The 12191-nt window shown below is 72.9% G+C and carries 15 protein-coding genes, 1 other RNA gene and 1 pseudogene; 14 read left to right on the top strand and 3 right to left on the bottom strand.

Features of this window, described 5'->3' with window-relative positions:
• Positions 1-91: 91 nt before the first annotated feature.
• Positions 92-322: pseudogene (locus tag ACVJO7_RS32885) on the top strand (IS256 family transposase); the annotation flags it as partial.
• A gap of 524 nt (positions 323-846) precedes the next feature.
• On the opposite strand, the gene ACVJO7_RS32880 reads toward ACVJO7_RS32885, so the two are convergent.
• From ACVJO7_RS32880 to ACVJO7_RS32870, 3 genes are read right to left on the bottom strand one after another with little or no spacing between them, the layout of a single operon-like run.
• Positions 847-1272: an SRPBCC domain-containing protein gene (locus ACVJO7_RS32880; protein WP_491676203.1), complete on the bottom strand. Its 426-nt coding sequence runs from the start codon at positions 1270-1272 to the stop codon at positions 847-849.
• Positions 1269-1607, bottom strand: coding sequence for an ArsR/SmtB family transcription factor (locus ACVJO7_RS32875; RefSeq protein WP_491676202.1), 339 nt, complete (start codon positions 1605-1607; stop codon positions 1269-1271). The genes ACVJO7_RS32880 and ACVJO7_RS32875 overlap by 4 nt, the downstream gene beginning before the upstream one ends.
• A gap of 5 nt (positions 1608-1612) precedes the next feature.
• Positions 1613-2128 carry an SRPBCC domain-containing protein gene (locus ACVJO7_RS32870; protein ID WP_491676201.1) on the bottom strand — a complete coding sequence of 172 codons (516 nt, stop codon included), beginning with the start codon at positions 2126-2128 and terminating at the stop codon, positions 1613-1615.
• Between the two features lie 128 nt (positions 2129-2256).
• Here ACVJO7_RS32870 and ACVJO7_RS32865 point away from each other — a divergent pair, with 128 nt between their 5' ends.
• From ACVJO7_RS32865 to ACVJO7_RS32805, 13 genes are all read left to right on the top strand, one after another.
• Entirely contained in the window at positions 2257-3561 is a 1305-nt protein-coding gene (locus ACVJO7_RS32865; RefSeq protein WP_491676200.1) for a ParB/RepB/Spo0J family partition protein, read from the top strand.
• Positions 3562-3646: 85 nt separating this feature from the next.
• Positions 3647-4165, top strand: a complete 519-nt coding sequence (locus ACVJO7_RS32860) for a hypothetical protein (RefSeq protein ID WP_491676199.1) — start codon at positions 3647-3649, stop codon at positions 4163-4165.
• 72 nt (positions 4166-4237) lie between these two features.
• Positions 4238-4795 (top strand): hypothetical protein, encoded by a 558-nt coding sequence (locus ACVJO7_RS32855; protein ID WP_491676198.1) that lies wholly within the window; start codon positions 4238-4240, stop codon positions 4793-4795.
• Positions 4796-5418: 623 nt separating this feature from the next.
• Entirely contained in the window at positions 5419-5826 is a 408-nt protein-coding gene (locus ACVJO7_RS32850; protein ID WP_491676197.1) for a single-stranded DNA-binding protein, read from the top strand.
• A 256-nt stretch (positions 5827-6082) separates the two neighbouring features.
• Positions 6083-6334, top strand: coding sequence for a helix-turn-helix domain-containing protein (locus ACVJO7_RS32845; protein ID WP_491676196.1), 252 nt, complete (start codon positions 6083-6085; stop codon positions 6332-6334).
• 66 nt (positions 6335-6400) lie between these two features.
• Positions 6401-6468: hammerhead ribozyme type II (locus ACVJO7_RS32840), an RNA gene on the top strand.
• Positions 6469-6485: 17 nt separating this feature from the next.
• Positions 6486-7097: a hypothetical protein gene (locus ACVJO7_RS32835; RefSeq protein ID WP_491676195.1), complete on the top strand. Its 612-nt coding sequence runs from the start codon at positions 6486-6488 to the stop codon at positions 7095-7097.
• Positions 7098-7113: 16 nt separating this feature from the next.
• Positions 7114-7653: a hypothetical protein gene (locus tag ACVJO7_RS32830; RefSeq protein WP_491676194.1), complete on the top strand. Its 540-nt coding sequence runs from the start codon at positions 7114-7116 to the stop codon at positions 7651-7653.
• Positions 7654-8016: 363 nt separating this feature from the next.
• The gene (locus ACVJO7_RS32825) at positions 8017-9048 is read left to right on the top strand and encodes a bifunctional DNA primase/polymerase (RefSeq protein WP_491676193.1); all 1032 of its coding nucleotides are present in this window, start codon (positions 8017-8019) and stop codon (positions 9046-9048) included.
• Entirely contained in the window at positions 9045-9254 is a 210-nt protein-coding gene (locus ACVJO7_RS32820; protein ID WP_491676192.1) for a hypothetical protein, read from the top strand. Before ACVJO7_RS32825 ends, ACVJO7_RS32820 begins: the two co-directional genes overlap by 4 nt.
• Before the next feature lie 253 nt (positions 9255-9507).
• Positions 9508-10293, top strand: coding sequence for a hypothetical protein (locus ACVJO7_RS32815; protein WP_491676191.1), 786 nt, complete (start codon positions 9508-9510; stop codon positions 10291-10293).
• Positions 10294-10338: 45 nt separating this feature from the next.
• Positions 10339-11442 (top strand): hypothetical protein, encoded by a 1104-nt coding sequence (locus ACVJO7_RS32810; RefSeq protein WP_491676190.1) that lies wholly within the window; start codon positions 10339-10341, stop codon positions 11440-11442.
• Positions 11443-11863: 421 nt separating this feature from the next.
• A complete protein-coding gene (locus tag ACVJO7_RS32805; RefSeq protein ID WP_245773910.1) occupies positions 11864-12109 on the top strand; it encodes a hypothetical protein in 246 nt (81 codons plus the stop codon).
• The last annotated feature ends 82 nt before the right edge of the window (positions 12110-12191 follow it).

The following is a 12191-nucleotide window of genomic DNA, read 5'->3' as shown; positions in this document are numbered from 1 at the left end:
CCGAACCTCGTGAACAGCCACGTCAGCGACACTGTTCACGAGGCAAACCAGCAGCTCACAGGCTCGATCAGTCCCCCGACTGAAGATAACGATCGAGTCGATGATCTCCATCTGCCGGGATCACTCGGCCAACGTCAAGCGCTGGCGCGACGGGCAGATGGCGCTGCGCTGGTGCGCCGCGGGCATGGTCGAGGCCGGCAAGCAGTTCCGCCGAGTCAACGGCCACCTGCACCTGCGGACGCTGCGGACCGCGCTCGAACAGCATGTCGGGACCGACGATGTCGGACCCAACGGCTACGGTCATACCGTCAGCGCCGCCTGATCAACAACGGGCCGCCACCGAAGTTCCACGGAACTCGGGACAACCTCGCCCGGCGGCCGACCCGAGAATGTCGACACCGATCACTACGCCGCGACATTCGCGCGGCCGGGCACGGGCGAGGCTCTGCGCATGGACACGTCCGACCGCCCGCCGGTCCGGACTCGACCAGCGCGATCGGCTCGTAGTGTCTCCTGCGCGGACAGGACGCCCGCCGGCTGGTGGGGACGAGGCAGTTGCGATACCCACGGCGTTCTGCAAGTGCGTTGCCGACACGGTGTCAATCTGCGAGAACCACATCGTGATCGACGATCCGTCTGCCGGCCGGTTCTGCTTGTTCGACCTGACGACCCCTGACGTTGACCGGACCGCATCCTTTCCCGCATCCGTATCGGCTGGACGACTGCACCATCTGCTTCATTGCGTGCGACCTACCTGCTGAGGGTCGGCGATGTACCGGTCGTCAGCCTCAGCGGTCTGTCCGGGCCGGCGTACCCACCGGCCCGTCCGACCACGCCGCGCTGTATCTAGTTGGCGGACCTGTCCAGCGCTCGGGCGAGAGCGTCGAGGCAGCGTGTCCATCCGGTCTCGAACCCCGTCGCCCAGGTCTTGTCGGCGAAGGTGTGGGTGAACACCAGCCGGCATCCCTCGCCATCGGGCTCCAGTTCGAAGTGCAGCCCGTGCGTGCCGGTCTGTTCGTCGTACTCCTGGAAGGCGAAGATCTTCGGTGGCTGGAACTCGGTGATCTCGGCGTGCAGCTCGGCACCTTCCTCATCGCGGAATCGGATGACCCCGCCGACACGCGGGTCGAGCTCGGTGGCGGTGAAGGGGTACCACTGGCTGAGGTGTTTCGGGCCGGTGATGGCGTGCCAGACCTTCTCCGGGGGATGCGCGAGGCGCCGCTCGAAGTGCAGCGCCCACTGGTTTCCTACGGTGCGCAGGGTGTCGCTCATGAGTTCTCCTTCATGTCGGGGTCGTTCGGCATGGTGTCCAGGTACTGTTCGAGCGCGTTGAGGCGGTCGGTCCAGAACTGCCGATAAGGGGCGAGCCAGGCGTCGATCTCCGAGAGCGGCGCCGGTTGCAGGCGGTACCAGCGGCGCTGGGCGTCGTGTCGAACCTCGACGAGACCGGCTTCGCGTAACACCTTCAGATGCTTGGACACGGCCGGCTGGGTCAGTGCGAGTTGGCCGCCGAGGTCACCGGCGAGGCGTTCGCCGTCGCGGAGCAGCAGCTCGACGATGGCGCGACGATGCGGCTCGGCCAGGGCCGCGAACGCCTCCTGGACCACAGACGTCATGCGAGTGCGTGCTCGTAGTCGGCCTGGAGTTGTTTCCATGCGGCGGGGTCGACCTCAAGGGCCGCCTTGTCCGGGTCACGGTCGTCGAGGTAGTCGTGCAGGCGCTCCAGACCTGCGTGCCAGCCCGCGCCCATCGCGGGGGCGAACCCTCGGTCGTCGAAGATGTTGGTGAAGACCAGTCGACTGCCGGTCCCGTCCGCGGTCAGCTCCCAGCGCAGGGTCTCGGTTCCCCAGGTGTACTCCAGCAGCGTAGGCGCCTGGACCTGAGTGACAATTCCTCGGCTGGCGCCGATGTGGGCGTGCTCGGCGGTGGGGACGAAGGCGAGTTCGGCGCCGAGTACTGCCTCGAACTGGCTTCGGTCGTAGTCGAGGACCTCCGCGAACCAGCAGCGGAGATGTTCGATCTGGGTGAGCGCACGCCACACCTTCTCCGGCGGGTGTGCCAGTCGGCGTTCGAACCGCAGTGCGCATCGACCGTCCGTGGTGATGCGCAGAGTTCCCAGCGGTGCCATCGATCAACCTCCACTTGTAGTTGCTGAATTGGCAATATAGCTAATGAGGCAACTAGGGTCCAGGCTCGCAGACGTGAGGCCGAGGAGGTTGCCGAGCGCGACTTGACGGCCGACCAGAGGTGACTGGGATGCCGCGCCGGCGGCGGAATAGCGCTGCGTTCGAATACTGCAGGTGCGCCAGTGAGGAAGTCGCGGCCCACCAGCAGCTGCTCGGGCTCGGGTTCAAGCCGGCCGAGATCGCCAAAGTCGTCCGCACCAAGGCCGACCGGGTCCGCCAAACCACCCAGGCCGCCCAGAGCCCGCGGGCGGCCGCGATCGGGGCCCGCTACGAGCTGGACCTGGTGCAGATGTCGGTGATCGCCGAGTTCGAGGACGACGACGAGGCGGTCAAGCTGCTCACCACCGTCGCGGTGCGGGAACCGGAGCGATTCGCCCACTTCGCGCAACGGCTGCGCGACGAGCGCGACGAGAAGCAGGTGCACGCCGCCGCGGTCGCCGAGCTCACCGAGGCCGGGGTGACCGTCCTCGACCGCGACGACGACGGCTACACCGCCGCGGCCGAGCTGTACCGGCTGCGGCCCAGCGACGAGGACCCGGAAGGGACCGTCCTCGAGGAGGAGGCCCACCGCAGCTGCCCCGGCCACGCCGGGGAAGTGGTGACCTTCCGCCGCTACGGCGAGGCCCACCAGGCCCGGGTCCGTTGGCTGTGTCTGGACCCTGTCACCTACGGGCACGCCCCGCTGCGCGAGAGCATGCGCGCCCAGACCGGCACCGCCGCAGCTGGTGCGGGTGAGAGCGACGAGGAGCGCGCGGCCCGGGAGGCCCGGGAGAAGGAGACGGCGCGCCTGGAGCGCCGGCGGGTGATCGACAACAACAAGGCGTGGACGTCTGCGGAGACCGTACGCCGCGAGTGGCTGACCGAGCTGCTGGCCAAGAAGGCCGCGCCCAAGGGCGCCGCGATCTACGTCGCCGCGGAGCTCGGCCAGGGCGCCCACGCCCTGCGCAAGGCGATGGAGTCGGGCCACACACTGGCCTGCGAGCTGCTCGGGCTCGCCGCCCCGGAGGGGGGCGGCTACTACAGCGGGCGGGTCAACCCGCTCGCCGAGGCCGCCCGCACCACCAGCGCGGCCCGGGCGACGATGCTGTCGCTGGCGATCGTGCTGGCCGGCTACGAGGCCGGCACCCACCGGGGCAACTGGCGCAACGCCGACCCGGCCACGCAGCGCTACCTCGCCCAGCTGCGCGACTGGGGCTACCAGCTGTCCGAGGTCGAACAGCTGGCCCTTGACCCCGATGCCGTTCCCGCCGATGGGACCGACCCGGACGACGGCGAGGGCGGGGACGCCGGGACCGATATCGCCGAGGCCGGCGACGAGCCGGACGTGGGAGACCCCGATACCGACAGCGAGGAGCCGGACGACGAGTCCGACTGACTTCGCACCCACCAGACACCCCCGGGTAGGGCGGCCCCGCCGCCCTGCCCGGGGTGTGTGCGCACCCTTCACCAAGGAGATCGAGATGACCCAGACCGAGCAGGGGCACGACCAGCTCAACCGAGGGGCCCAGTTCCTGCCCCAGACCAGCGACGACGAACGCCCCGCGCTGCGCGTCGGCGGAGTCCTGGTCAGCGTCTACTGGACGCCCGGACCACTGCTGCGGGTCGCGATCGACACCAGCGACCTGGCCGAGCAGTTCCCGGACAACCCGCCGATGCAGGTCGCGCTCAATGACGGCCTCGTCTACCGGCGGCCCGCCCCCGACAGTGGTGGCGCAGTGCGCGGGCTCGGTGACCGGTCGTTGTTCCAGCAGCTGGCGCTGGCCGAGTACGCCGAGCTCTACGGCGGAACCGGGTTCGACTACCCGATCGACGACCTGGTCGACGAGATTCACCGGCGGATCCCCGGCGGGCTCGAACGCCTCGCCGGCCACTTCGCCAAGCACGACGCCGTCGACGTCATACGCGCCTGGTTCACCGGTCCGGACGTGCTGCTGGCCATCGCCCGCGGCTCCGAGACGGCCCACCCGGAGACCAACTGACTACCACCGTGGGCCGCTGCGCTCGCCCAGGTGGATCGAAAGGACGGTGTGAGGACCGTGGGTGTCACGTTCATGCCCGCTCCCCCGGCCGATGGCCCGGTGGAGCGGGGCGCGCGCATCGTGTGTGCCGCGCATCCGCCGCAGGACCGGCGCTATTTCGCCGACTACGAGACCGCCCTCGCTGGTCTGGCGGACCATTACCGGTTCTGCACCGACCCCGACTGCGGCGAGCACGCCTACCGCGCGTTCGTGGTGGTGCACTCCAGCACCGACACCGAACCGAGCCTGGACGTCGGCGTTCGCCACGCGATGTTGCTGCTGCGTGCGCTCGGGCTGGTCGCCGAGCTCGGCGCCGACGACGTGCACGAGCCCCCGCCCGGCGGCCCCCCGGCGCCGGGCGGGGACACGCCCCTGGTCGGGGAACTACCGGCCGAGCAGATGCTGGGCCGCGTCGAACTGGCCTTGGCTCTGGCTCCCGCCGATCCCGGCGTCCCGGTCCGGGACCTCAACGCGGCCGGCACGGTCGTGGACTGCGGCCGGCCAGCGGGATATCTGCAGGACCGGCTCCGCGACCTGCGCGAGGTCGCCCTGTTCGCCCGCGACCAGGCCCGCGACGTCATCTGGCACTGACCACTGGTCCCGATGGGGGCGCCCACCGCACGCGGTGTCGCCCCATCGCCGTTCGTGCAGGGACATCAGCCATGCGGGAGGTCGAGATCGCTGAGGTGCCCTGGCGGGCGGGGGGTACGGGTCCTGCCCGGCGATGCTCCGCAGCCGCCGCGCGAGTGGGCACCGTCGGGCACTTGGTGCTCGACGTGGTCCGGCGCATGCTGCCGCGGGAAGACCACAACGGTCTACGGCATCGACGACGCGATCACGCGGGGCAGGACCGCGCTGGCCAGGCTGGGTATCCCAAGTAGCGCCCCCAGGGAGCGCCACCGCACGAACAACCAACGGGTCCGGTCGGCGGTTGTGGGCGGTGCGGAGCTCGCCGCCGGGTGCCTCCCGAGAAGGGTGTCGGTGCTCGGTGTGGAGACGCCCGAAGGTCAGCACCCCGCGGTGGGGTGCGCGGCGATGAACCGGCGCCGACACCGAGCGGGTGGGACAAGCCTCGCCGGGGGCTCGGACCGCCGGAGGCGGTTCCCACCCGCTCGGGCCAGCTCGAACCCCCGCCGCCCCTGACGGGCCCCACCACGGCGCGCTGAGGCAGGGCCGCGTCACCAACCAGCCCGACACGCTTCAGGAGGCACCCCATGAACGAGATCACCCTGGCCGGGAACATCGGCAAGGAGCCCGAGCTGGTCTACAGCGAGCGCACCGGGGACGCGGTGCTGCGGTTCTCCATCGCGTGCAACGACCGCTACTACGACCGCCAGAGCGGCGAGTGGCGCGACGCCAAGCCGGTCTGGACCGACGTGGTCGCCTTCCGTGAGCTGGCCGAGAACGCCGCAGAGTCCCTGCACGCCGGGGATGCGGTGGTCGTGATCGGCAAGCTCGCCGACAACTCCTTCACCCCCGCCGGGGCCGACTACCCGGTCCGGCGCACCGAGCTGCGGGCCCAGGTCATCGGGGCCGACCTGCGCCGCGCGCGGGCCACGGTCACCCGCCAGCCCCGGGCCGAGCGCCCCGACTCGACCACCGCTCCCCAGCCGGCCGCCTGACCCCCGGGCGGCTACCGGGCGGGGCGCCCAGCCCACAGCGGCGGCGCCCCGCCCGGTCTCCACTCCTCCCCCGGCCCCTGCCTCAGGGGGCTGGGCCCTGTCCGAGCCCGAGATGCGAGGTGAGCAGAGATGGATTTCCTGGACCACGACCTGCCCTGTAGGGCGGTGAATCCGGAGCTGTTTTTCCCGGTCAGCACTGGCGGGCCCGCCGCGCGCCAGGTCGAGAAGGCAAAGGCGGGTGTGCCGGCGCTGCCCGGTGACCGCGGCGTGCCTGGCCCGGGCCCTTGAGCTCGGTGCGGTCGGGGTGTGGGGCGCCACGACCGACGCCGAGCGCCGGCGCATGCGGCTGCGTGGCCCGCGCCGGGCGGCTGCCGGGCACGGCCCGAGGCAGGCCCGGCGGGCTGCCGCGGTGGCCCTGGTCGAGAAGGGCAGCCGGCGCGTGGCGGTGGCCGCGCAGTACGGCATCAGCCCACGCACGCTCGACCGCTGGCTCGCCGCCAGCGCCTGAGGACCCGGTGCCCAGCACCGCGGACCCCGCGGCCCGCCCCGGCGGGCACGCCCCGACCGACACCGCCGCCGAAACGCCGCCTCCGCGGCGTCCGCCGAGGACTGATCGTCCCGGCGCTGACGAGGCAGATCGCACTCCCGGGAGGTATCCGATGTCCATCACCGTGTGCGGGCCCGCCTGCACCACAGAGATCAAGAACAGTGGTCGGTCCTGTGGTGACCCGCAGCGCTCCTACGTGGGCGCGGTGCTGGCCACCTACGAGGCCAACGGCTACGACGACAGCGACTTCCTCGCCGTGGTCTGGGACGGCGACCAGGTCACCACCTGGGAGTACGCCAGCACGCGCGGCTGGACCTACCACAACAGCGCCACGATCGACGCCACGTCGCAGGTCCAGGACGCAGCCCTGGACTGGTACCGGCGCCGGCTGCTGCCGCAGCTGATCGCCGTCGCGCAGGCACGCGCCACCGCACCCCGCGTGGGCCGCCAGGTGCGGTCACTGACCCGGTCCGGGAAGAACGTCCACGTCACCGGTGAAGTCCGCTGGATCGGCCCGGACCGCTACGCCCGCGACGGCGGCGAGCGCATCGGCATCCAGGTCGCCGGCGAGGACGCGCTGCGGTTCCTGCCCGCCCCCAGCGTCGCCGTGCTCGACCCGGACCCGGTCGACGAGCAGGCGCTGCGCACCTACGCCGCGACCATCCGGCCTGACTGGCGCCACGCCCTCGACGACCTGACCGCACCCGGTCTGGTCACCCACTGATCGAAGGGACCAGCTGATGACCTCCCACCAGGACGAGCGCTGCCCCGGCGACGACGTGCACGGCGGGTCCGACCCGACCCAGGCCGCGGCCATCGCGGCGGCGGCCGCGATGGACACCCTCGAGACCACCCGCCGCACGCTGCCACCCGACCCGACCGTGGGCGCCTGGCCGCAGCTGCGCTGGGAACCGGCCGGGACCGTCGACATTGGCCAGATGTGGTGCTTCTGGTGCGACCAACCGATGCTCTGGCAGCCCGGCGACCACGTCTGGCACGTGGTCAACCCCGGCGACGTCTTCGGCGACCCCGACGCCCCGCTGACCTACCTACACCCCGAGTGCGTGCCCGCGCTCTACAACCGCGAGCGCCTCGCCCGCGCCCGCCACACCCTGCGCCAGCACCACACCCGCTACCAGCAGGCCACGACCGCCGCCTACGGCGACGCCGGCCAGCACGAACCCGACCCCGACCAGCACGCCGGGATCGACGACCTCGCCCGCAGCGTCGCCGACGACGTCGGCGAGCTGCTCGACCTCGACGCCGAACCCCGCCTGTAGATCCACCGCGTCGCGGGCAGAGAACCCGAGGGTGCGGCTGCGCCGCGCTGTCGTCTCTGCTGTCGGGCCGAGGGTGCGGGTGTGCTCCTCACGCGTCGAAGGGCGCATCCGCGTCGCTGTCGCGACAGCCCTGCGGGCTGCCCTGGACCCGCGAGCCTCGGCACACCCTCCGGCACGCCCCAAGGGGCAGGCGCACAACGGCCTGCCCCCACGGCGGCCCGACACCACCCCGCTCGCCTACCGCGCGCAGCGGCCCACGAAGGGAGACCAGCTCTCATGACGATCCCGACCAGCACTGATGTGTCCCGCACCCGCACCGATCGGTGCGATGCTGACCCCCGGAGCCGGGAGGGAGACCACCGCATGCCACGCACGCGGCGCCGCGGCCGGGGCCAGGATCCGGAGGTGGCGCGGCTGCGCCGGGTCGCGCTCGACGCCGCCGCGGCCGGGCTGTATGTGTTCCCGGTCCAACCCGGCGGGAAGCTCCCTGCGGTGCCCCGGCACAGCGCCGAGCGCTGCCGCCGGCACGGGATCTGCACCGACGGGCACCAGGGCTGGGAACAGCGCGCCACCCTCGACCGCGCCCAGATCTACCGCTGGTGGTCCGGCGACGCATCGGCCCGGTTCAACGTCGGGGTCGCCTGCGGCCCGTCCGGCCTCGTGGTCATCGACCTCGACACCAGCACCGAACCCCTCGCTGACTGGGACGGGGCGACCACCGGCCGCGAGGTCCTCGACCAGCTCACCGCCCGCCACGGCCAGACGCTGCCCGACACCTACTCCACGGTCACCCCGACCGAGGGCGAGCACATCTACTACCGGATGCCCGCCGGCCTGGAGCTGCGCAACACCCACGGCGGGCACGGGCACAGCCTGGGCCCGCTGATCGACACCCGCGCCGGGGGCGGGTTCGTCGTGGGCGCGGGCAGCATCCGCCCCGAAGGGGCCTACCTCGTCGCCGAGCACGGCCAGATCGCCGAACTCCCGGACTGGCTGGCCACCCTGCTCACCCCTCCCCCGCCGCCGGAGCCGCGCCACGGCGAGCCGCTGGCGCTGCCGACCCGGCGGGCGAATGCCTACGTCGCGGCGATCCTGGCCGGGGAGAGCGCCGCGGTCGAACAGGCGCCGAAGGGCCAGCGGCAGATCACCCTGCTCACCGCGGCCCGCTCGCTGGGCCGGCTGGTCGGCGGCGGGGAACTCGATGCCGACAACGCCCACGCGCTGCTGCTCGACGCAGCGGCGGTCCACATCGGCGTCGACGGGTTCACCCAGGCCGAAGCCGAACGCACCATCACCCGCGGTATGGCCTACGGCGCCCAGGCACCCCGGCGCATCGACCGCCGCCACACCACCCCCGACACCGAGGCCCCCGCGGAGGGTGGGGAGGCGTCATGACCGGGCGCTGGCACCGGGTGCGGGTGCACTGGCCCGACGGACGCACCCACGACGACCAGGTCCGCGGCCGCAGCGCCGGCGAGGCACTCGCCAACGCGACCGCCAACTGGATCACCGAGAACCCGCACGGGCGAGCCGCCCGGATCGAGCACCTCCCCAGCCCCCACGACCCGCGCGACGACCTCGACCCGGAACCCGGCGCCTAGCCGACGGGCTGCCTGGGGTCGTCGGCCGGGGGTGAGCGCCGCACGCTGCCCGCCCGTGCGGGGCCCGGTGCGATGAACCGCTCGCTGACGCCATCCGGGCGGGATCACCGCGCCGATCGGCATCGCGGGTCGCTGCCGCGCAGTGGTGATCCCACACCGGATGGGCCAGCGGCGAACCCCCGACCGGGCCCCGCCCGATCGGGCCCAGACAGGTGCTGTCACCCCGCCGGCACGACACGACCTGGAGGCCACCATGACCGTTTACGACCCCACCACCGAGCACACCGACGATCCGGCAAAGCTGGGCCAGTTCACCCCGGACCGGGTCACCCTGCACCGCTGCCCCTGCGCGACCGAGTCCGCGGCGCTGCGCCCGGCCGATCGCCGCGGGCGGATCGTGGCCGATCCCGACTGGGGCGACCACCAGACCGTGACCTGCCCGCAGTGCGGCCGCTACGGCCGCCTCGACCCCACTGACCCCGACACCGGGGTCGTAGCGGTCATCGGGGTCGCACCCCTGCCCGCCGGCTGCGACGACTGCGGCGCGCGCCGCGGCGAGCCCTGCCTGCACCCGTTCTGCCCCGGCCAGGACGTCCTCGACCTCGACACGATCGTCGACCCACACGCCTGCGGCGGCGACGGGGACGGCGGGGATCACGTCGCGCGGACCTACACCGTCGACGGGCTGCTCGCCGACCTTCCCTCGACGATCCGGATCTGGCGGTACTGGGCCAGTCGAGCACTCCTTCCCCGCACCGGTGCTTCGCGCAGCGGTGCGCTGCGCTCGACCGCGCAGGCCACCGCCGAGGTGTGGCGGCTGCGCCGCGGGCTGCGCCGCGGACCGGTGCAGTTCGTGAGCGCCGCCGACGTCGACCACGTCGACGTCGCCGAGCTGCTCGCCTACCTCGGTGGCCACGGCAGCACCGCCGACCAGCAGCATGCGCTGTTCGCGCTGCGGATCGCCCAAGGATGGGGCGACTCGGTGGCCATCGACCTCGTCGACGCCGCCGCGGTCTGGCAGGGCCCGGCACCGTTCTGACCCAGCCCAGCTGGGCGATTCACTGAGCACAGGAGGTGGTGGGCGATGTCGCTGACCTCGCAGCTACGCGCAGGCGCGCTGGCCCGGTGGTGCGCCACGCACCTGCCCGGCACTGCCGAGATCACCCACCAGGTCCGGGCCGCGGCCGCGGCACGTGCCCCGGTCCGGGCCACCGGGCCGGGCGGGGCCGGACACGCGGCCGCGGTCGGCTCGATCGTCGACGCGCGTCTGGCGGCACTGGTGCACGACGCCCCGCCCTATGCCGCCCTGAACGGGTACCTCGCGGCAGGGCTGTGCTCCCCCGCCGCCGCGCACCGGATCGCCGCCGCCTACCCGAGCGTGCAGAGCGTGCTCGAACAGCAGCCCGAGCTGGCCGACACCGCGGTCGGGGTCCGGCCCACCCCGAGCGACGTCCTTGCCATCACCAGCCCGGCCCCGGCGGCACCGGACCCGCGCTGGGGGGACGCAGCCTTGGCCGAGCTCGCCGAGCGCGGCCACCGCTTCCACCACACCCACGCCCCGACCGGCACGATCGGCGCCTACGGCGCCGAGACCGCGCTGGCCCGCGCCTACCACGCCTGGGCGCTGGGCGAGGACCGCTACCGCGGCGGCGCCACACCACCAGCGCTCGCCGACCTGGCCGCCACCATCACAGCCCCGACGGTGGAGCAGCTGCGTGGACTCTGCCCACCCGCAGTCGCCGCCGATGCCGCAGCCATCGCCGGTCTGCTCGGCGAGTCCGGGACCCTGGCCCAGTGGCGGCACTGGGCCGGCGACCCCGCCCCCGGGGCGGGACTCGGCTACGCCAGCCCACTGCTGGTCCCCCACTGGGCCGAGGCCGACCTGCTGATCGACGACACCCTCGTCGAGGTCAAGACCGTGGCCCGCGTGGATCAGCCCGCCCAGATCGCGCGCTGGTGCTGGCAGCTGCTCGGCTACGCCTGGCTCGATGTCGGTGACCGGTGGCGGATCCGGCGGGTCGCGCTCTACCTCGCCCGCCACGGCATCACCCTCGAATGGCCCGTCCCCGAGCTCGAAACCGTGCTGGTCGGCGACCCGGGCCAGATTGAACAGACGCGGGCGGCGTTCCGTCGCCTCGCCGGCCAGAGCGCGATCGCCGAAGGCGCCACGCTGCTGCCCCCACCGTGATCATCGGTCACCGGGCTGCGGCGGGGCCGGGAGCGGCACGGGGTGTCTCCGGGTGCTCGGTCGGCACGACTGGATCGCCCGAAGGTCAGCACAGCCCGGGCGGGCTCCGCGCCGATAACCCGCCGCCGACCCGACCGGGTGATACCGCCGCCGTCGTGCCCGGCTGTGTCGGGGTGCCGGTGCCCCCGTCCCCGATCCGACCGGTGTGCTCCCGGCCCCGTAGTCCCTCGCCTGCGTCCGGCGCCGGTCGAGATCGAGCAGGAGGCCGACACCCCGGGCTGGGTGGTCGTGCTCGGCGCGGCGGTCTCACACCGGTCAGGCCAGCACCGGGTTCCCGCCGGCCCTGACGGGCCCCGCCCCGGGCCGCGCTGAGGCGGCGCCGCGTTCCAGCCGCACCGACCGAGTATCCGGAGGACCCGAGATGGCCGAGAAGTTCCGCATCGAGAACGGGCTGCTGCTCAGCGACGACAACACCCTGGTCGAGTTCGCCGACGGCTGCGCCGACGGCGGGGGCATCGTCCCCGGCGCGCACGAGGCCGGGGAGGTCGTGCCGTGCCCGGACTGCGACGGCGAGCACCGCATCACCAGCGCCCTGGTGATCGCCACCGCGCACAACATCACCATCGACCGGGCCGAGCCCGAGCCGGAGGACGAGCCCGAGGCCTGACCACACCCACCCCTTTCATGGCCCGGCCCTCATACGGGCCGGGCCATTGCCGTGGACCGGCCGGCGCCGCCACGACGAACAG

This window comes from Pseudonocardia sp. DxW, from assembly GCF_058448985.1.
Note: the sequence above shows the minus strand (reverse complement) of the source record. Positions and strands in the feature narration are given on the sequence as shown.

Bases quoted from the DNA above. Each gene is read 5' to 3' on its own strand.
- ACVJO7_RS32880 (WP_491676203.1), bottom strand. From the start codon at position 1,272: ATGAGCGACACCCTGCGCACCGTAGGAAACCAGTGGGCGCTGCACTTC.
- ACVJO7_RS32870 (WP_491676201.1), bottom strand. From the start codon at position 2,128: ATGGCACCGCTGGGAACTCTGCGCATCACCACGGACGGTCGATGCGCA.
- ACVJO7_RS32865 (WP_491676200.1), top strand. From the start codon at position 2,257: ATGCCGCGCCGGCGGCGGAATAGCGCTGCGTTCGAATACTGCAGGTGC.
- ACVJO7_RS32860 (WP_491676199.1), top strand. From the start codon at position 3,647: ATGACCCAGACCGAGCAGGGGCACGACCAGCTCAACCGAGGGGCCCAG.
- ACVJO7_RS32855 (WP_491676198.1), top strand. From the start codon at position 4,238: ATGCCCGCTCCCCCGGCCGATGGCCCGGTGGAGCGGGGCGCGCGCATC.
- ACVJO7_RS32850 (WP_491676197.1), top strand. From the start codon at position 5,419: ATGAACGAGATCACCCTGGCCGGGAACATCGGCAAGGAGCCCGAGCTG.
- ACVJO7_RS32835 (WP_491676195.1), top strand. From the start codon at position 6,486: ATGTCCATCACCGTGTGCGGGCCCGCCTGCACCACAGAGATCAAGAAC.
- ACVJO7_RS32830 (WP_491676194.1), top strand. From the start codon at position 7,114: ATGACCTCCCACCAGGACGAGCGCTGCCCCGGCGACGACGTGCACGGC.
- ACVJO7_RS32825 (WP_491676193.1), top strand. From the start codon at position 8,017: ATGCCACGCACGCGGCGCCGCGGCCGGGGCCAGGATCCGGAGGTGGCG.
- ACVJO7_RS32820 (WP_491676192.1), top strand. From the start codon at position 9,045: ATGACCGGGCGCTGGCACCGGGTGCGGGTGCACTGGCCCGACGGACGC.
- ACVJO7_RS32815 (WP_491676191.1), top strand. From the start codon at position 9,508: ATGACCGTTTACGACCCCACCACCGAGCACACCGACGATCCGGCAAAG.
- ACVJO7_RS32810 (WP_491676190.1), top strand. From the start codon at position 10,339: ATGTCGCTGACCTCGCAGCTACGCGCAGGCGCGCTGGCCCGGTGGTGC.
- ACVJO7_RS32805 (WP_245773910.1), top strand. From the start codon at position 11,864: ATGGCCGAGAAGTTCCGCATCGAGAACGGGCTGCTGCTCAGCGACGAC.